Genomic DNA, 16,803 nt, shown 5'->3' with positions numbered 1-16,803 from the left:
CAGCCGAAATGGAACTGACTCTCATTCCGCTCAGCCTTTGACCGCCTTCACGATCTTTTCGGCGCCGTCTTTCAGGTCGTCGGCGGCGATCACGTCGAGGCCGGAGGTGTTGATGATCTCCTTGCCTTTCTCGACATTGGTGCCTTCAAGGCGGACCACCAGCGGGACTTGCAGGCCGACTTCCTTGACGGCTGCAACCACACCCTCGGCGATCACGTCACAGCGCATGATGCCGCCGAAGATGTTGACCAGGATGCCTTTGACGTTGGGGTCGGAGGTGATGATCTTGAAGGCCTCGGTGACCTTCTCCTTGGTGGCGCCGCCGCCGACGTCGAGGAAGTTTGCAGGCTCAGCGCCATAGAGCTTGATGATGTCCATGGTGGCCATCGCCAGGCCTGCGCCGTTCACCATGCAGCCGATCTCACCGTCGAGCGCGATGTAGTTCAGGTCGTACTTGGAGGCTTCCAGCTCTTTCGGGTCTTCCTCGGTGGTGTCGCGCAGCTCGGCCACGTCGGCGTGGCGGTAGACCGCGTTGCCGTCAAAGCCGACCTTGGCGTCCAGCACCTTGAGGCTGTCGTCGTCGCCGACGATCAGCGGATTGATCTCCAGCATCTCCATGTCCTTCTCGACGAAGGCTTTGTAGAGCTGGCCCATCAGTTTCACGCACTGCTTGACCTGGGCGCCCTTGAGGCCCAGCGAAAACGCGATGCGGCGGCCGTGGTAGGCCTGGTAGCCGGTGGCCGGATCGACCGAGAAGGACAGGATTTTTTCCGGGGTGGCGGCGGCCACTTCCTCGATGTCCATGCCGCCCTCGGTCGAGCAGACAAAGGAGATGCGCGAGGTCTGGCGGTCGACCAGCAGCGCCAGGTACAGCTCGGTTTTGATACCGGAACCGGCCTCGATGTAGATGCGGTTCACCTGCTTGCCGACGGGGCCGGTCTGATGGGTGACCAGGGTGCGGCCCAGCATCTTCTTGGCTTCCTCGGCCGCTTCCTCCACCGATTTGGTCAGGCGCACGCCGCCTTTTTCGCCGGCGTCTGCTTCCTTGAATGAGCCCTTGCCGCGGCCGCCTGCGTGGATCTGCGCTTTGACGACCCAAAGCGGCCCGTCCAGTTCGCCGGCGGCGGTTTTAGCGTCTTCGGCTTTCAGCACCACGCGTCCGTCGGACACCGGGGCACCGTAGCTGCGAAGGAGGGCTTTGGCCTGATATTCGTGGATGTTCATCTGAAACTGTCCCGTCTGGCTGCAATAATCTGTCTTCAATAGGCCGTGTTAAAGCCAAGTGTTAAAGGCTTTTTTGACAGCAGAGCAGGAAATGATGAAGATTTTCGGTTTTTGTGATCACGCATTTCCGGCGTGTGATCACAAATTTTCGAAAGCTTAACGGCTTTGATTCGAATGCCGCCGTAGGCCGCAAGCGCCGCATTGCAAGGCAGAAGCGTCATGCCGTTGCGGCGCGGCTGTTTTCAGGCACGCCGGCCCTTCGCGGAAAATCACGCGTCCTTTGATGCCTGAGCGCCGATGCGCCTTTTTAGGAAGCGGGCTGCCGCTAGCGTGATCCCTGCAGCGGCCGGGAGAGGGGATGACATTAGCAGCGCCGGGACCACGATCTGCAGGACGCTGGGATTGCCGCCGCCAATGCTGAAGCCAAGAAAAAGCACAAATCCGAACACAGGCCAGGCGACGAGCAGCAGTATCGCAAAGCCAATCAAGGAGATTCTGGATTTGCGGAGTATCGAAGCTTTGGCGTGCTGCGTCGCCCAAAGAACGGAAACGGCCGGAATGCACAGGATGCACAGCTTGATCGCCAGCAGATACATGGTTCTTCCCGAGATGACTCTGGAAAGAAAATGCGCGCCGGATGGCGCGCATTCAATGCGGGATTTCCCGGCTTTTCTTAGGCCAGCGAGGGGTCGATGCCCTTGCAGGCGTCAACCAGGCCTTTCACCGCGTTGACCGAGCTGTCGAACATGGTTTGCTCTTCCTCGGTCAGCTGGATGTCGACGATCCGCTCGATGCCGCCGGCGCCGATCACGGTGGGCACGCCCACATACATGTCCTTGACGCCGATCTCGCCGGTGCAATAGGCGGCGCAGGGCAGCACGCGCTTCTGGTCTTTCAGGTAGGCTTCGGCCATTTCGATCGCCGAAGTGGCCGGCGCATAGAAGGCGGAGCCGGTTTTCAGCAGGCCGACGATTTCGGCGCCGCCGTCACGGGTGCGCTGCACGATGGCGTCCAGCTTCTCCTGCGAGGTCCAGCCCATCTTGACCAGGTCGGGCAGCGGGATGCCTGCAACGGTGGAGTAGCGCACGGAAGGCACCATGGTGTCGCCGTGGCCGCCCAGCACGAATGCGGTGACGTCTTTCATGGAGACGTTGAATTCCTCGGCCAGGAAGTGGCGGAAGCGGGCGGAGTCCAGAACGCCGGCCATGCCGCAGACCTTGGCGTGGGGCAGGCCCGAGAATTCGCGCAGAGCCCAGACCATCGCGTCCAGCGGGTTGGTGATGCAGATCACAAATGCGTCCGGCGCGTGGTCGCGGATGCCTTCGCCAACGGATTTCATCACCTTAAGGTTGATTCCCAGCAGGTCGTCGCGGCTCATGCCCGGCTTGCGCGGCACGCCGGCGGTCACGATGCAGACGTCGGCGCCTGCGATGTCCTCATAGGACTGTGTGCCCTTGAGGGAGGCGTCGAAGCCTTCGGAGGGGCCGGATTCCGCGATGTCCAGCGCCTTGCCTTCGGGGGTGCCTTCAGCGATGTCGAAGAGGACAACGTCGCCGAGTTCTTTGAGGGCTGCGAGGTGTGCGAGGGTGCCGCCGATCTGACCTGCGCCGATGAGGGCGATTTTGGGTCGTGCCATTGGGAAATGTCTCCGGTCCGGTTGAAATTTCCTGATGCCTACGGCGTAACGGCCCCCCGTGCAAGGGTTCTGCGCTGCGGCAAAGGGTTCGGTATACTTGCGTATGCCGCAGTGGTAACGCTAAAGCGCAAGGAATTTAGGGCTTTCCGGGGCGGGCAATGGCGGCATTTGATGTTATGTTTTTCGTTTTTGCTATTCCCGCGGTCGTTTTTGCGGGCGTGTCCAAAGGCGGTTTCGGTTCCGGTGCAGCCTTTGCCTCGGCTTCGATTCTGGCACTGGTGCTGGACCCCGGAACGGCGCTGGCGCTGATGCTGCCCTTGCTGATGCTGATCGATCTGGCGACGCTGAAACCCTATTGGGGGCGCTGGAATCTGCGTGCGTCGCTGCTGCTGATTGGCGGCGGGCTGCCTGGTGTGGCGCTGGGCGCCTGGATTTACTCAGCTGTCAATGATGATGCGATGCGGGTGCTGATCGGCGCGGTCTCAGTCGGGTTTGTGCTGTGGCAGATGCGCGGGCGGCTGGGGTTTGCGGCCGGTTCCGCGGCCCGGCTTTCAGACAGGGCGGGGCTGTTTGCCGGGCTGGCCGTGGGCTTCACCAGTTTTGTCAGCCATGCAGGCGGGCCGCCGGCGGCTGTCTATCTCCTCAGCCTGAAGTTGCGAAAGACCGAGTATCAGGCCAGCACTGTGCTGATCTTCTGGGCCGTCAACATCGCCAAAGCGGTGCCATATGCCTGGCTGGGGCTGTTCACCTGGGACACGCTGCTGCTGGATCTGGTGCTTGCCCCCTTTGCGCTGCTGGGGGCCTGGCTGGGGGTGCGTCTGCATCACAGCATCACGGAGCGCTGGTTCTTTGCGCTGACCTATGTGCTGCTGACGGTTACCGGCGCCAAGCTGATCTGGGACGGGCTGACTTGATGACTGCTCACAATTGCCAGCCCGCGCGGCGTCCCCGGCCGCTTAACCTGCAGCCTGGAAACCCGCCTCAATAACCGCTTAGGCGTCGCTTTCGACTTCCGGCAGTGCTTCTGCGAGCACTTCATAGGACTGGCCGGAGGCCACCAGGCAAGTCATGCCATTGGGAGTGGTCACCGTGATGGTCCAGCTGCCGGTCTCGCCGGAGGCGAAGGTCTCCATCACCATGCCTTGCTGCCCCATGCCGATGCTTTGGCGGCTTTCGCCGTATTTCTCTGCCAGGCGTTTGACCACCATGTCGCGCGGCGCGCAGTTGCGGCTTTGGGCGGCGGCCGGGGCGGCGGCCAGGGTCAGCGCAGCCAGCGTGGCCGGCAGTGCGAAAAATGTCTTTTTCATCTCGTTTTACCCTTTCCGGAACGGCCGGACAGAGAAGGGTGCCCGCTGGCATCCCCCGGTGTCCCTGAGCGGGCCGGTGTGTGACGTAGTTCAACATGCAGGCCTCATGCCTGCTGGCAGCAGGTGCGGCCTGTGGCGGCGGCAGTGGTCCTGTGCCTTGGTATCTTTCAGTGTGCCTGTCAGGTGCTGATAAGTGGTTAATCAAGCGTGCGCCAAGAAAGCACGCGTGAATTCAATGCCTTGCCGCAAGTGCCCTTAGGTTTTTGCTGCGCTGCAGCGGAATTGTACTTGAAAGTATACAATCGAATCTATACCGATTTGCGCAACAATATGACTTGTGGAGAGTTGGCATGGATCCGCGTGCGCGCCCTTACCGTTCGGTTTTGTATATCCCCGGTTCCAAGCCCCGCGCGCTGGAGAAGGCCAAAACCCTGCCGGTGGACGCGGTGATCTTCGACCTCGAAGATGCGGTGTCCGTGGACGAAAAACCCAATGCCCGTGCGACCTTGGCGCAAGCGCTGGAGGCGGGCGGCTTTGGTGCGCGGATGAAAATCGTGCGGATCAACGGGCTGGATACCGAGTGGGGCCGCGAGGATGCCATTGCGGCGGCAAAGATGGACTGCGATGCGATTCTCCTGCCCAAGGTGAACGCGCCGGAAGATCTGGATGCGCTGGCGGAGATCACCGGGGACATTCCGCTGTGGGCGATGATGGAAACCCCGCGCGGCATGCTGAACGCGGCCGCGATTGGCACTCATCCCAAGCTGCAGGGCATGGTGATGGGCACCAATGACCTGGCCAAGGAGCTGCAGACCCGCTTCCGCCCCGACCGGCTGCCGATGATGACCGGGCTGGGGCTGTGCCTGCTGGCCGCCAAGGCCGAGGGGCTGGTGATTGTCGATGGCGTCTACAATGCCTTCAAGGATGTCGAAGGCCTGGCCGCTGAATGCGCGCAGGGCCGCGACATGGGCTTTGACGGCAAGACGCTGATCCACCCGGCACAGGTGGAGGTTGCCAACGGCGCCTTTGCCCCGACTGAGCGCGAGATCGACACCTCGCGCCGCCAGATCGCCGCATTTGAAGAGGCGCAGGCCGCAGGGCAGGGTGTTGCCGTGGTCGACGGCCGGATAGTTGAGAACCTGCATGTGGTGACGGCGCGTGAGATCCTGGCAAAAGCGGATGCAATCGCCGCGCTTTCGGCCTAGCTGTTGACGCGATTAACAGCTTTGGGAGACTGAGATGACGCTTCTGCTCATAGGCATCCTGTTGTGGTGGGGCGGCCACCTGTTCAAACGGCTGGCGCCGGAGCGCCGCGCCGCCATGGGCAATGGCGGCCGCGGTGTGGTGGCACTGGTGCTGGTTGCGGGTGTTGTGCTGATGGTGCTGGGCTACCGGTCCATGGAGTTCATCCACGTTTGGGCGCCGCCGTCCTTCATGGTGCATATCAACAATCTGATGGTGCTGATTGCCATCTATATGATGAGCCCGGCACCGAAAAAAGGCGCGCTGCTGAGCGGCATGCGGCATCCGATGCTGGCGGGGTTCAAGCTATGGGCCACGGCGCATCTGCTGGTCAATGGCGACCTGGCTTCGATCCTCCTGTTCGGCGGGCTTCTGGCCTGGGCGGTGGCTGAGGTCATCGTGATCAACCGCTCCGAGCCGGAATGGCAACCGGGGCCCAAGGGTTCGATTGCCAAGGATGGCATGTTCTTTGCGGCTTCGATTGTCCTGATGGGGGTGATCGGCTACGTCCATTCCATGGTCGGGCCGTCGCCTTTCCCAGGATAGGCCCTCAGCAGGATAGGAAGCCATGAAACTCTACCGATTTTTGTCCGAAGACGACACCTCTGCCTTTTGCCACAAGGTAACGGCTGCGCTGAACAAGGGCTGGGAGCTGCAGGGCGAGCCTGTCTACGCCTTTGACGCGGCGCGCGGCGTGATGCGCTGCGGCCAGGCGGTGGTGAAGGACGTGGACGGAACCTACACGCCTGAGACCAAACTGGGAGAACACTGATGGCCAAGACCAATCCGGGCCGCTTTTTTGAGGACTACACCGTTGGCGAAGTGATCCGCCATGCGGTGCCGCGCACGGTGTCGGGCGGCGAGCGGGCGCTGTACCATGCGCTCTATCCGGCCCGCCATGCGCTTTATTCTTCGGATGAATTTGCCCGGGCCTCTGGTCTGCCTTCGGCGCCGCTGGATGATCTGGCGGCCTTCCATGTGGTGTTCGGCAAGACGGTGCCGGACATCTCGCTGAACGCGCTGGCGAACCTTGGCTATGCCGAGGGGCGCTGGCTGCTGCCGGTCTATCCCGGCGACACTTTGCGATCCGAGTCCGAGGTGATCGGCCTCAAGCAGAACTCCAACGGCAAGTCCGGCGTGGTCTATGTGCGCACCCGTGGCCTGAACCAGCGCGATGAATGCGTGATGGAGTATGTGCGCTGGGTGATGGTGCGCAAACGCGATATCTCGGCGCCTGCACCCGAAACCGTGATCCCGGAACTGAACAAGGTGATCCCGGCGGATCAGCTGGTGATCCCGGCGGGGCTGGACTTCAGCAATTACGACTTCACCCTGGCCGGCGAGCCGCACCGCTGGGGCGATTACGAGGTGGGCGAGACCATCGACCATGTGGATGGCGTCACCATCGAGGAAGCCGAGCATATGATGGCGACGCGCCTGTGGCAGAACACTGCCAAGGTGCATTTCGACAATACAGCGCGGCCGGATGGAACCCGTCTGATCTATGGCGGCCATGTGATCTCGATGGCGCGGACCCTGTCGTTCAACGGGCTGGCCAATGCGCAGATGATCGTGGGCCTCAATGGCGGCGCCCATGCCAACCCCTGCCTGTCTGGATTGACAGTGCGGGCCTGGTCCGAGGTGCTGGACAAGGCGGATACCTCTGCTCCCGGCGTCGGTGCGATCCGGCTGCGGCTGGTCGCCACCAAGGGAGGCGCACCGTTTGAGCTGAAGGGCGAGGATGGCAAGTATCTGCCCGACGTGCTGCTGGATCTGGATTACTGGGCGCTGATGCCGAAGTGACGGAGAGGGGGCGCTGCCCCCTCGCAGGCATCGCCTGCTCACCCCCGGAGTATTTTTGACCAGAAAGAAGCGGCAGGGAGAGACTCTTGCTGGCAGAAATGTGATGACCGGCGGCGGATTTGCGTCCTAAGCTGCCTTCATGCGCATTTTGCAGCTTCTGGTTTTCTCCCTGATTTCTTTTTGGCCGCTCCGCACGGCGGCCTGCGATCTGGCATTGGTGCTGGCAGTGGATGTCTCCGGGTCGGTCGACGCCAAGGAGTACCGCATCCAGATGGACGGGCTGGCGGCGGGCTTGCGCGACGGAGTGGTGGCGGAAGCGCTGGTCAAAGGGCGGACGCAGGTGCTGCTGATGCAGTGGTCCGGAGAGAGCCGGCAGGAGGTGACGCTGCCCTGGGCGCCGGTGCAAAGCTTTGCCGATGTGGAGGCGCTGGCGCGGCGGATCGAACTGGCGCCGCGGCCCTGGCGGAACTACTCCACGGCCGTTGGCGAGGCGCTGTTTCTGGCGCTGGAGCAGTTCGCGGCGGTGCCGCAGTGCAAGCGCAGGGTGATCGACATATCCGGTGACGGGTTCTCCAACGAGGGGGTCGAGCCGCGGGAGGCGCATGGGGCGCTGGCGGGCGCGGGGGTGACAGTGAATGCCATAGCCATCGAGCAGAGCGAGCCGGATCTGACTGCGTATTTTTTTGAGAATGTGATCCGCGGCGAGGGGGCCTTTGTGGTCACCGCAGCAAGCTTTGCCGACTACCCGTCCCGGATCCGGAGGAAGCTGGTGCGCGAGGTGGCACGGCAGACTGCTGCATTGCAGCATGGGGCGGGCCGGCAGGCAGCGGCTTTGCAGTGATTTGCAGAACTCCCGATGATTCTGCAAAAAATTTCCAATCTCCAATTTTGTGATCACTTAATATTCGGTGTGATCACAAGTCGTGGCCTTTTAGCGCCAACAGCGCAAAAACCCGTGGTTTTTAACCCTTCCTTCGGGTGACACGACGTAAAAATCGGCTAAAACGTCGTCAGCCAACCGGAAAGGAGCCAACATGGCCGATGTCAATCGGGGCAACCGCCCGCTTTCACCGCATTTGCAGGTGTACCGTCCGCAGCTGACCTCCGTGACGTCGATCCTGACCCGGATCACCGGCAACGCGCTGATCGTCTCGGCGCTGCTGATCGCCTGGTGGTTCCTGGCTGCCGCAACCTCGCCTGAATATTTCGCGATCGCCAACGGGCTGCTGACCAGCTGGTTCGGCGATCTGGTGATGACGCTTTCGGCGCTGGGCCTGTGGTACCACACGCTGGCAGGTGTCCGGCACCTGATCTGGGACAACGGCTATATGCTGGATCTGGAGCAGGCCGAGAAGCTGGGCTGGTTCGTGGTCGCTGGCTCGGCTGTTCTGACTGTCCTGACTATCATCATCGTCTAAGCCCGGGAGGCACACGCAATGCGATATCTGACTGACCGCAAGCGCGCCGTGGGCATGGGCGCTGCAAAATCCGGAACTGAACACCACTGGTCGATGCAGATCAGCTCAATTGCGCTGCTGATCCTGGTACCGCTGTTTGTCTTCACCTTCGGGTCGGCGCTGGGCGGGTCTTATGAAGAGATCACCGCTTATTATTCCCGCCCTTTCCCGGCGATCGTTGCGGCGCTGACCATCTGGGTTGGCATGATGCACTTCAAATCCGGCGCCCAGATCATGATCGAGGACTATGTCCACGGCTTCAAAGGCCGTCTGACGATCATCCTGGTCAATTGCCTGTCTTATGCCGTCGCCGTGACCAGCGCCTATGCGCTGCTCCGCCTGGCCCTGTAACTCCCTGAGGTCTTTTCAATGGCTGCTTACGAATACGAAACACATGAATATGACGTGGTCGTGGTTGGCGCCGGCGGGGCTGGCCTCCGCGCGACGCTGGGCATGGCCGAGCAGGGCCTGCGCACCGCTTGCGTGACCAAGGTGTTCCCGACCCGCTCCCACACCGTGGCGGCGCAGGGCGGCATTGCGGCGTCCCTGGGCAATATGGGCCCGGACAGCTGGCAGTGGCATATGTATGACACCGTCAAGGGCTCTGACTGGCTGGGCGACACCGACGCGATGGAATACCTGGCGCGCGAGGCGCCCAAGGCAGTTTACGAGCTGGAGCACTACGGCGTGCCGTTCTCGCGCACTGAGGAAGGCAAGATCTACCAGCGCCCCTTCGGCGGCCACACCACTGAGTTTGGTGAAGGCCCCGCGGTGCAGCGTACCTGTGCCGCCGCTGACCGGACCGGCCACGCGATCCTGCACACGCTTTATGGCCAGAGCCTGAAGAACAACGCGGAATTCTATATCGAGTATTTCGCCATCGACCTGATCATGTCCGAGGACGGGCAGTGCCAGGGCGTTGTCTGCTGGAAGCTAGATGACGGCACCATGCATGTCTTCAACGCCAAGATGGTGGTGCTGGCGACCGGCGGTTACGGCCGCGCCTATTTCTCCGCCACTTCGGCGCATACCTGCACCGGCGACGGCGGCGGCATGGTGGCGCGGGCAGGCCTGGCGCTGCAGGACATGGAATTTGTGCAGTTCCACCCGACCGGCATTTACGGCTCCGGCTGCCTGATCACCGAGGGCGCACGCGGCGAGGGCGGCTACCTGACCAACTCCGAAGGCGAACGCTTCATGGAGCGCTATGCGCCCCAGTACAAGGACCTGGCGCCGCGCGACTATGTTTCCCGCTCCATGACCATGGAGATCCGCGAGGGCCGCGGCGTGGGCGCCGAGGGCGACCATATCCACCTGAACCTGAGCCACCTGCCGGCCGAGGCGCTGGCGGAACGGCTGCCGGGTATTTCCGAGAGCGCCAAGATCTTTGCCGGCGTGGATGTGACCAAGGAGCCGATCCCGGTTCTGCCGACGGTGCATTACAACATGGGCGGCATCCCGACCAACTACTGGGGCGAGGTGCTGAACCCGACCGCCGAAGACCCGACCGGTGTGGTGCCGGGCCTGATGGCCGTGGGCGAGGCGGGCTGCGCCTCGGTGCATGGCGCCAACCGCTTGGGCTCCAACTCGCTGATCGACCTGGTGGTCTTTGGCCGCGCCTCCGCCATCCGGGCGGGCAAGGTTGTCGACGCCGACGCGCCGAACCCGGTGCTGAACCAGGCTTCCGTCGACAAGGCGTTCGACCGTTTCGACACCCTGCGCAACGCCAAGGGCGGCATCCCGACCGCGGATCTGCGGCTGGAGATGCAGAAGTGCATGCAGGCCGACGCTGCCGTGTTCCGCACCGCGGAAACCATGGCCGAGGGCGTGGAGAAGATGACCGCGATCGCCGCTAAGATGGACGATCTGGCCGTGACTGACCGCTCGCTGGTCTGGAACTCCGACTTGATGGAGACGCTGGAGCTGACCAACCTGATGCCGAACGCGCTGGCCACCATCGTCGGCGCCGAGGCGCGCAAGGAAAGCCGGGGCGCCCATGCGCATGAGGACTTCACCGCCCGTGATGATGAGAACTGGCGGGTTCACACCGTGTCCCGCGTGGAAGGCAACAATGTGGATCTCTCCTACCGTCCGGTGATCACCGATCCGCTGACCACTGAAGACGAAGGCGGCATCAGCCTGAAGAAAATCGCGCCGAAGGCGAGGACATTCTGATGAAAAAGTTTACACTTTCCGCTGGCCTGGCAGTGGCCTGCTTTGCCATGCCGGCTTCGGCAAACCCGATCCTCTATGCGATGAACGAAAAGCCTCATTGTTTGGAAGAAGTTGCCAATTCGGAAACCCTTCATGTCAAAAGCCTTAAGCGTGTTGGCAGCAGCGGTGTCCGCATGACGATCAAGCAGAGCAAGAGGGTCAAGGCCAAGGCCAAAGACTTCCGCACCGCTAAAGCGGCCTTCACGGCCTGTATGGCGCACAGACTCGAAGCCCATTCCGTAACGGTCGAGTAATCGCCAGGGACCCGAAGGAGACAGACCATGGTTCAATTCAGCCTCCCCAAGAACTCCAAGATCACCACCGGCAAGACCTGGCCCAAGCCGGAGGGCGCCAGCAATGTGCGCAAATTCAAGATCTACCGCTGGAACCCGGATGACGGCCAGAACCCGCGGGTCGACACCTATTTCGTCGATATGGACAGCTGCGGCCCGATGGTTCTGGACGCGCTGATCAAGATCAAGAACGAGATCGACCCGACGCTGACCTTCCGCCGCTCCTGCCGCGAGGGGATCTGCGGTTCCTGTGCGATGAACATCGACGGAATCAACACGCTGGCCTGCATCTATGGCATGGATGAGATCAAAGGCGATGTGGCGATCTACCCGCTGCCGCATATGCCGGTGGTCAAAGACCTGATCCCGGATCTGACGCATTTCTATGCCCAGCATGCCTCGATCATGCCCTGGTTGGAGACCAAGACCAACCGCCCGGCGAAAGAGTGGAAGCAGTCCATCGAGGACCGCAAGAAGCTCGATGGCCTCTATGAATGCGTGATGTGCGCGTCCTGCTCGACCTCGTGCCCGAGCTACTGGTGGAACGGCGACCGTTACCTCGGCCCGGCCGCGCTGCTGCATGCCTACCGCTGGATCATCGACAGCCGCGACGAAGCCACGGGCGAGCGTCTGGACAATCTGGAAGACCCGTTCAAGCTCTACCGCTGCCACACCATCATGAACTGCGCCAAGACCTGCCCCAAGGGCCTGAACCCGGCCAAGGCGATTGCGCATATCAAGAAGATGATGGTCGAACGCGCCGTCTGACGCATTTTTCCCGGTTGCGAATTCACACCCTGCGATGGCAAACATCGCAGGGTGTTTTTTGTTTGCCAAATTTATATCGGAGAGATTGAGATGAGAATTGCAACAGCCTTTTGCGCTGCAGCCCTTGGTGTTCTGGCAGGATGTGTGAGTACTGAACAGTCAGCCAAAGTGAACGCGGATTGGGAGGCGTTGAACGCCAAACGGCCGCAATGCGCAAAGGCTGCCGGAATTACCGGGCAGTATTCCGTGACGACAGAGTATTATGGGGTCTCGGTTGTTCAGGTTTTCCAGCCTGGCGCCGGGGTGAGCGCAGCCCAGGCTGCAAAGGCAAACGCATGCATGCGGGCTGAATAGCAAGCGGGGCCAAAGTGTGCTGCCATCCTGCGGGGTGAGCAAAGTTCTGCTGCTTGGAAGGCTGAAGATTTGCAAATGCCCCGGGTTTCCTGCGAGACCGGGGGTATTGATGTGCAGGAACAGGCGGCGGAGAGATTTTATGAGACGCACTATTGCGGCCCTTGCGGTGCTGAGCGGTTTGGCAGGCTGTATGACGGCGGCGGACAACGACCGGCTGGCTGCCGAGCTTGCGGCTACCGATGCGCGTATTCCGGGCTGCGTCGAGGCTGCGGGCATTGCCGGGCAATACCGGGTGCGTACGGAGTTCCTGGGCCATGGGGCAGGGGCGGTGGTTCTCCGCACTGTTCAAAGCGGGCCCAATGTGACACAGGCGCAGGCGGCACAGGCGACTTCTTGCATCAACGCTTGAGGGGGCAGGGCAGGGGTATAGCAGCCGGGGGGGCGGAGCGAGGTTGAGGCTGCAGCGGAGGCGCCTTAGATAGGCAGCATGCCTGTTTTGCTTCTTTTCCTGTTGGCCGGCGTTTTTGCCTATTTCCTTTGGCGGCGCAGGGCCACCAGCTTGACCCGTGACTGCCGCTGGCGCCAGGAGCGGGCGCAGGCGCAGTGGCGTTGCAGCTATTGCGGAGCGGTTCAGCCGGGAGGGGATGCCCCGCGCGTCTGCCGAAAACCTGCCGGCAAAACATAACAGAGAGAACTCCCGCGCCCGCAGGCGCCCCGGCTGCGCCGGAGCGCCTTCAGTGCGGCCTTGGGCGTGGCACCGCGCCAAAGCGCGGTGCCACGCCCAACTGCGAGGTGCCTTTGCAAAAAGGCGCACGAACAGGCGGGAGCGCGCCGGTTGGGCTTGTCCTTGGCGGCAGGCGGAAAAAACACTTGAAAGACTCACCTCTTTCGCCGATACGGGCGCCCAAGACGCCAACGCACGCGCCTCTGGCGAAAGGGGTCACGCCCCTACGGTTACGTAGCGACGGTAACGTCTCTGACAGAACTGAGCGGTCATATATGGCCGGGTCTTTTGGAGATGACCATGAACGCAAACGTAGCCGGGCTGGCTGCCCGTCACGGTGAAGCCGTTTCCCGCACTCTGAGCTTCATTGCCGCCAACCGGTTTGACCGGCCCACCCTGGTTGTCGATGCCGAAGCAGTGGCGAGCAAGTACCGGGCACTGGCGCGCGGCCTGGGGCGTGCGCGCATCCATTATGCGGTCAAGGCCAATCCGGCAGCGGGCATCCTGGAAAGGCTGGTGCAGGAAGGTGCCAATTTCGACGCGGCCAGCCGGGCCGAGATCGAGATGTGCCTGGCTGCAGGTGCCGCTGCCGGGCGGATCACCTTCGGCAATACTATCAAGCGGCCCGCCGACATCGCATTTGCCCACAGCATCGGCATCACGCATTTCGCAGCCGATGCGCGCGAGGAACTGGATAAACTGGCCGAGCACGCGCCCGGTGCCAAGATCTGCCTGCGGCTGATCGTCGAGGCCAGCGAGGCAGACTGGCCGCTCAGCCGCAAGTTCGGCTGTACGCCTGACAAGGCTTTGAAACTGATGGATTATGCAGCCGCCCGCGGGCTGCAAGTGGAAGGTCTGTCGTTCCATGTCGGCTCTCAGACCCGCGAGCCGCGGATGTGGGCTGGCACCCTGGACCAGGTTGCGCGCGTCTGGCACCAGGCAGAAGATGCGGGCCACAAGCTGACCTTGCTGAACATCGGCGGCGGTTTTCCGGCGTCCTACGGCGCGGAGATGCTGCCGGCAGAGGATTATGCCCGCGAAGTGATGGAACTGGTCACCGCGCGCTTTGGCGATGTGCCGGAGATCATGGCCGAGCCGGGCCGGGGCCTGGTGGCCGAAGCCGGCGCCATCGCCGCCGAGGTGCTGCTGGTGTCGCGCAAGCATGATGATGACTTGCACCGCTGGGTTTACCTGGACATCGGCATGTTCTCGGGCCTAGCAGAAACCATGGACGAGGCGATCCGCTACCGCATCACCACCGGGCGCGACCATGAGACCACCGGCCCTTGCATCCTGGCAGGCCCCTCCTGCGACAGCGCCGACGTTCTGTATGAACGCAAACCCTACCAGCTGCCCCTTGGCCTGAAAGGCGGCGACCGGGTGGTGATCCACTCCTGCGGCGCCTATACGTCGACTTATGCATCGGTCGGTTTCAACGGCTTCCCGCCGCTGGATGTGGTTGTGATCTGACAGCGCGCCGGCAAGGCTTGCAAACCGGCTGCGGCGCGGTCTTGATGGGGCAAACGAACAGGAAGGTTTGCCCCATGACGAAATCCCCTGCCGCGCCCGCTGATGCCGCGGCCCGCCGTGCCATCAAGCCGGTGATCTGCTATCCGAATGAAACCCTGCCCGTGCCGGACTTGCCGCTTTACCAGGCGGCGCGGCAAGGTGCTGTGAAAACCGGGGAAGTGCTGGTGCAGCCCCGCGACGCTGCCTGTTTCGAGGTGCCTGCCGGGCATTTCTTCCGGATCTCTTCGGTGGAGGGGCCGCAGGTGGGGGACTTGAACCTTTGGAACAAGAACGATCTCAGCGAGCGGTTTTACTCGGGCAAGACCCGGGCTTTGCACGGCACCCATATCACCACCGGTGAGAGGATGTGGACCAGCTTTCCGCATATGCGCCCGATGGCCACCATCACCGAAGATACGCTGGGCTGGTACGGCATGGATGAATTCGGCGGCTCGGTGCATGACGTGATCGGCACCCGTTGCGATCCCTACACCGGCAACCTGCTGGCAGGCAGCCAGTACCATCACTGCTGCCATTCCAATCTGACCCGGGCGCTGGCGGATCATCTGGGCCTCCCGCCCGCTGAGGCGGAGCCGCATGTGCATGATGTGCTGAATGTCTTCATGTGCACGGGCTTTACCCGCGATACCGGCCAGTATTTCATGAAGGCCAGCCCGGTCCGGCCCGGCGATTATCTCGAGTTCTTTGCCGAGATCGACTTGCTGGGTGCTCTTAGCGCTTGCCCGGGCGGCGACTGTTCGGCCGAGCATTCCAGCGACACCGCGGCCTGCTTTCCACTGCTGGTGGAGGTTATTGCTCCTGCCGAGGGAGCGTTGTCCGGGTGGAAAAGCCCGCTGCCCAATGCCTATGATCAAAGCCATGGATGCCGGTGAAACGAAGCCGCGATCAGGTTTGTTTTAGAATGGGTGCCAAAATTGGCGCGGGTTCTGTAAAGTAATGCCTTCGCTTTGGCCCCGGTCCTTTGAACGCCGGAAGGCTGGTGAATGAGCTGGCGCGGCGGTTATTTCGCAAAACCGGGAATGGCGCCGCGCATGCTTTCTCTGATCAAAAGGTCAAAACCTGCATCTCAATAAAAAAGGGCGGTGGAAACCAGCCGCCCTTTCAAACTAATCAATTTACCTAACGTCAAGAAAAGGCGGCTTCCAGCGCAATTTCCACCATATCGCCGAAACTGCGCTCGCGCTGATCGGAGGGCAGCGCTTCGCCGGTGCCCAAATGGTCGGAAACCGTTAGCACCGCCAGCGCACGGCAGCCGTAGCGGGCTGCAAGCGTGTAAAGTTCGGCCGCTTCCATTTCCACGCCAAGAATGCCGTGGCGCACCATCTGCTCGTTCAGGTCGGGGCGTTCATCATAAAACACGTCCGAAGAGTAGATGCCGCCGACATGGGTTGGCGTGCTGCGTTTGGCCGCTGCCTGGGCGGCGGCCTGCAGCAGGCCCCAGTCAGCGCAGGGCGCAAAGTTCAGCTCCTTGAAAAGGCTGCTGGAAGGGCTGTTCACGGTGCTGGCCGTCATTGCCAGGATCACGTCGCGGACCTTGACCTTATCCTGCATGCCGCCGCAGGAGCCGATGCGGATCAGCGTTTTAGCGCTGTAATTCCGGATCAGCTCATTGGCGTAAATCGACAGCGACGGCATTCCCATGCCGCTGCCCTGGATGGTCACGGGGTGCCCGTTCCAGGTGCCGGTATAACCCAGCATGCCGCGCACCTCGTTGACCAGCCTGGCATCTTCCAGAAAGGTTTCGGCTGCCCATTTCGCCCGGTAGGGGTCACCGGGCATCAGCACGGTTTCTGCAATGTCTTCCTTGGCGGCGCCAATATGAATGGTCATGGCTTTGCTCCGCCGGGATCAGATTTCCAGTTCGGAAATATCCATGCCCGCGGTCAGCGCGGCATGCACCCAATGCGGTTTGCGGCCGCGGCCGGTCCAGGTTTCTTCAGGGTTGCTGGGATTGCGGTATTTCGGAGCCGCTTTGTTTTTCTTGGCTCCCTGGCGCGATGCGCTGGCAATCTCATCCAGCGAAAAGCCGTATTTTGCAGCAGCTTCTTCGGCGGCTTTCAGGGCTTCCTGGCGCTCGCGCAGTTCTGCCGCGCGCAGTGCCTCTTCCACGTCGCTTTGCAGCTGAAGAAGTTCTTTTCTTGTCATTGTTGAAAGATCGACGGTCATTTTGCACTCCACATAAAAATGACATACCGGAGATCCCGGTATGTCATCATTTATGACGCAAACGCCAGACGCCTTTCAGCATCTT

General features: G+C 61.9%; 21 protein-coding genes. 14 read left to right on the top strand and 7 right to left on the bottom strand.

Annotation, left to right across the window (positions count from 1 at the left end):
• Positions 1-30: 30 nt before the first annotated feature.
• The 4 genes from sucC to mdh all read right to left on the bottom strand — a co-directional run bounded on the left by sucC (position 31) and on the right by mdh (position 2,860).
• Complete coding sequence (gene sucC, locus RA19_RS04135) at positions 31-1,224, bottom strand: ADP-forming succinate--CoA ligase subunit beta (protein WP_039159808.1); 1,194 nt, start codon at positions 1,222-1,224, stop codon at positions 31-33.
• A gap of 35 nt (positions 1,225-1,259) precedes the next feature.
• The gene (locus tag RA19_RS26445; RefSeq protein WP_152615674.1) at positions 1,260-1,445 is read right to left on the bottom strand and encodes a hypothetical protein; all 186 of its coding nucleotides are present in this window, start codon (positions 1,443-1,445) and stop codon (positions 1,260-1,262) included.
• Positions 1,446-1,493: 48 nt separating this feature from the next.
• On the bottom strand, positions 1,494-1,820 hold the full coding sequence (locus RA19_RS04130) for a hypothetical protein (protein ID WP_039159806.1): 327 nt from the start codon (positions 1,818-1,820) through the stop codon (positions 1,494-1,496).
• Between the two features lie 77 nt (positions 1,821-1,897).
• Entirely contained in the window at positions 1,898-2,860 is a 963-nt protein-coding gene (mdh, locus tag RA19_RS04125; RefSeq protein WP_039159803.1) for a malate dehydrogenase, read from the bottom strand.
• 158 nt (positions 2,861-3,018) lie between these two features.
• On the opposite strand from mdh, the gene RA19_RS04120 reads away from it, so the two are divergent.
• Positions 3,019-3,774: a sulfite exporter TauE/SafE family protein gene (locus tag RA19_RS04120; RefSeq protein ID WP_039159801.1), complete on the top strand. Its 756-nt coding sequence runs from the start codon at positions 3,019-3,021 to the stop codon at positions 3,772-3,774.
• Between the two features lie 78 nt (positions 3,775-3,852).
• Here RA19_RS04120 and RA19_RS04115 read toward each other — a convergent pair whose 3' ends face one another.
• Positions 3,853-4,167: a hypothetical protein gene (locus RA19_RS04115; RefSeq protein WP_039159799.1), complete on the bottom strand. Its 315-nt coding sequence runs from the start codon at positions 4,165-4,167 to the stop codon at positions 3,853-3,855.
• Between the two features lie 350 nt (positions 4,168-4,517).
• Between RA19_RS04115 and RA19_RS04110 the strand changes: the two genes are divergently transcribed.
• From RA19_RS04110 to RA19_RS04050, 13 genes are all read left to right on the top strand, one after another.
• A complete protein-coding gene (locus tag RA19_RS04110; RefSeq protein WP_039159797.1) occupies positions 4,518-5,372 on the top strand; it encodes an HpcH/HpaI aldolase/citrate lyase family protein in 855 nt (284 codons plus the stop codon).
• Positions 5,373-5,406: 34 nt separating this feature from the next.
• Entirely contained in the window at positions 5,407-5,955 is a 549-nt protein-coding gene (locus RA19_RS04105) for an NnrU family protein (RefSeq protein ID WP_039159795.1), read from the top strand.
• Positions 5,956-5,977: 22 nt separating this feature from the next.
• Positions 5,978-6,181 (top strand): DUF1737 domain-containing protein, encoded by a 204-nt coding sequence (locus RA19_RS04100; protein ID WP_039159793.1) that lies wholly within the window; start codon positions 5,978-5,980, stop codon positions 6,179-6,181.
• Positions 6,181-7,212 (top strand): MaoC family dehydratase, encoded by a 1,032-nt coding sequence (locus RA19_RS04095; RefSeq protein ID WP_039159791.1) that lies wholly within the window; start codon positions 6,181-6,183, stop codon positions 7,210-7,212. Before RA19_RS04100 ends, RA19_RS04095 begins: the two co-directional genes overlap by 1 nt.
• Before the next feature lie 139 nt (positions 7,213-7,351).
• Positions 7,352-8,053 carry a DUF1194 domain-containing protein gene (locus RA19_RS04090; RefSeq protein ID WP_039159789.1) on the top strand — a complete coding sequence of 234 codons (702 nt, stop codon included), beginning with the start codon at positions 7,352-7,354 and terminating at the stop codon, positions 8,051-8,053.
• A gap of 193 nt (positions 8,054-8,246) precedes the next feature.
• A complete protein-coding gene (sdhC, locus tag RA19_RS04085; protein WP_039159786.1) occupies positions 8,247-8,630 on the top strand; it encodes a succinate dehydrogenase, cytochrome b556 subunit in 384 nt (127 codons plus the stop codon).
• An 18-nt stretch (positions 8,631-8,648) separates the two neighbouring features.
• Positions 8,649-9,020: a succinate dehydrogenase, hydrophobic membrane anchor protein gene (gene sdhD / locus RA19_RS04080; RefSeq protein ID WP_039159784.1), complete on the top strand. Its 372-nt coding sequence runs from the start codon at positions 8,649-8,651 to the stop codon at positions 9,018-9,020.
• Between the two features lie 18 nt (positions 9,021-9,038).
• Complete coding sequence (sdhA, locus tag RA19_RS04075; protein ID WP_039159782.1) at positions 9,039-10,844, top strand: succinate dehydrogenase flavoprotein subunit; 1,806 nt, start codon at positions 9,039-9,041, stop codon at positions 10,842-10,844.
• A complete protein-coding gene (locus RA19_RS04070; protein WP_039159780.1) occupies positions 10,844-11,137 on the top strand; it encodes a hypothetical protein in 294 nt (97 codons plus the stop codon). Before sdhA ends, RA19_RS04070 begins: the two co-directional genes overlap by 1 nt.
• A 27-nt stretch (positions 11,138-11,164) precedes the next feature.
• A complete protein-coding gene (locus RA19_RS04065; protein ID WP_039159778.1) occupies positions 11,165-11,944 on the top strand; it encodes a succinate dehydrogenase iron-sulfur subunit in 780 nt (259 codons plus the stop codon).
• A gap of 493 nt (positions 11,945-12,437) precedes the next feature.
• Positions 12,438-12,707, top strand: a complete 270-nt coding sequence (locus RA19_RS04060; protein ID WP_039159776.1) for a hypothetical protein — start codon at positions 12,438-12,440, stop codon at positions 12,705-12,707.
• Between the two features lie 609 nt (positions 12,708-13,316).
• Positions 13,317-14,492 carry a type III PLP-dependent enzyme gene (locus RA19_RS04055; RefSeq protein ID WP_039159774.1) on the top strand — a complete coding sequence of 392 codons (1,176 nt, stop codon included), beginning with the start codon at positions 13,317-13,319 and terminating at the stop codon, positions 14,490-14,492.
• A gap of 74 nt (positions 14,493-14,566) precedes the next feature.
• Entirely contained in the window at positions 14,567-15,424 is an 858-nt protein-coding gene (locus tag RA19_RS04050) for an urea carboxylase-associated family protein (protein ID WP_039159772.1), read from the top strand.
• Positions 15,425-15,677: 253 nt separating this feature from the next.
• Here RA19_RS04050 and deoD read toward each other — a convergent pair whose 3' ends face one another.
• Both deoD and RA19_RS04040 read right to left on the bottom strand, forming a co-directional pair.
• Positions 15,678-16,382 carry a purine-nucleoside phosphorylase gene (gene deoD, locus RA19_RS04045; protein ID WP_039159770.1) on the bottom strand — a complete coding sequence of 235 codons (705 nt, stop codon included), beginning with the start codon at positions 16,380-16,382 and terminating at the stop codon, positions 15,678-15,680.
• 18 nt (positions 16,383-16,400) lie between these two features.
• Positions 16,401-16,718, bottom strand: coding sequence for an H-NS histone family protein (locus tag RA19_RS04040; RefSeq protein ID WP_039159767.1), 318 nt, complete (start codon positions 16,716-16,718; stop codon positions 16,401-16,403).
• Positions 16,719-16,803: the final 85 nt, after the last annotated feature.

Origin of the sequence: Leisingera sp. ANG-M1, assembly GCF_000813745.1 — a bacterium.
Classification (GTDB): Bacteria; Pseudomonadota; Alphaproteobacteria; order Rhodobacterales; family Rhodobacteraceae; genus Leisingera.
Note: the sequence above shows the minus strand (reverse complement) of the source record. Positions and strands in the feature narration are given on the sequence as shown.

Bases quoted from the DNA above. Each gene is read 5' to 3' on its own strand.
- sucC (WP_039159808.1), bottom strand. From the start codon at position 1,224: ATGAACATCCACGAATATCAGGCCAAAGCCCTCCTTCGCAGCTACGGT.
- RA19_RS26445 (WP_152615674.1), bottom strand. From the start codon at position 1,445: ATGACGCTTCTGCCTTGCAATGCGGCGCTTGCGGCCTACGGCGGCATT.
- RA19_RS04130 (WP_039159806.1), bottom strand. From the start codon at position 1,820: ATGTATCTGCTGGCGATCAAGCTGTGCATCCTGTGCATTCCGGCCGTT.
- mdh (WP_039159803.1), bottom strand. From the start codon at position 2,860: ATGGCACGACCCAAAATCGCCCTCATCGGCGCAGGTCAGATCGGCGGC.
- RA19_RS04120 (WP_039159801.1), top strand. From the start codon at position 3,019: ATGGCGGCATTTGATGTTATGTTTTTCGTTTTTGCTATTCCCGCGGTC.
- RA19_RS04115 (WP_039159799.1), bottom strand. From the start codon at position 4,167: ATGAAAAAGACATTTTTCGCACTGCCGGCCACGCTGGCTGCGCTGACC.
- RA19_RS04110 (WP_039159797.1), top strand. From the start codon at position 4,518: ATGGATCCGCGTGCGCGCCCTTACCGTTCGGTTTTGTATATCCCCGGT.
- RA19_RS04105 (WP_039159795.1), top strand. From the start codon at position 5,407: ATGACGCTTCTGCTCATAGGCATCCTGTTGTGGTGGGGCGGCCACCTG.
- RA19_RS04100 (WP_039159793.1), top strand. From the start codon at position 5,978: ATGAAACTCTACCGATTTTTGTCCGAAGACGACACCTCTGCCTTTTGC.
- RA19_RS04095 (WP_039159791.1), top strand. From the start codon at position 6,181: ATGGCCAAGACCAATCCGGGCCGCTTTTTTGAGGACTACACCGTTGGC.
- RA19_RS04090 (WP_039159789.1), top strand. From the start codon at position 7,352: ATGCGCATTTTGCAGCTTCTGGTTTTCTCCCTGATTTCTTTTTGGCCG.
- sdhC (WP_039159786.1), top strand. From the start codon at position 8,247: ATGGCCGATGTCAATCGGGGCAACCGCCCGCTTTCACCGCATTTGCAG.
- sdhD (WP_039159784.1), top strand. From the start codon at position 8,649: ATGCGATATCTGACTGACCGCAAGCGCGCCGTGGGCATGGGCGCTGCA.
- sdhA (WP_039159782.1), top strand. From the start codon at position 9,039: ATGGCTGCTTACGAATACGAAACACATGAATATGACGTGGTCGTGGTT.
- RA19_RS04070 (WP_039159780.1), top strand. From the start codon at position 10,844: ATGAAAAAGTTTACACTTTCCGCTGGCCTGGCAGTGGCCTGCTTTGCC.
- RA19_RS04065 (WP_039159778.1), top strand. From the start codon at position 11,165: ATGGTTCAATTCAGCCTCCCCAAGAACTCCAAGATCACCACCGGCAAG.
- RA19_RS04060 (WP_039159776.1), top strand. From the start codon at position 12,438: ATGAGACGCACTATTGCGGCCCTTGCGGTGCTGAGCGGTTTGGCAGGC.
- RA19_RS04055 (WP_039159774.1), top strand. From the start codon at position 13,317: ATGACCATGAACGCAAACGTAGCCGGGCTGGCTGCCCGTCACGGTGAA.
- RA19_RS04050 (WP_039159772.1), top strand. From the start codon at position 14,567: ATGACGAAATCCCCTGCCGCGCCCGCTGATGCCGCGGCCCGCCGTGCC.
- deoD (WP_039159770.1), bottom strand. From the start codon at position 16,382: ATGACCATTCATATTGGCGCCGCCAAGGAAGACATTGCAGAAACCGTG.
- RA19_RS04040 (WP_039159767.1), bottom strand. From the start codon at position 16,718: ATGACCGTCGATCTTTCAACAATGACAAGAAAAGAACTTCTTCAGCTG.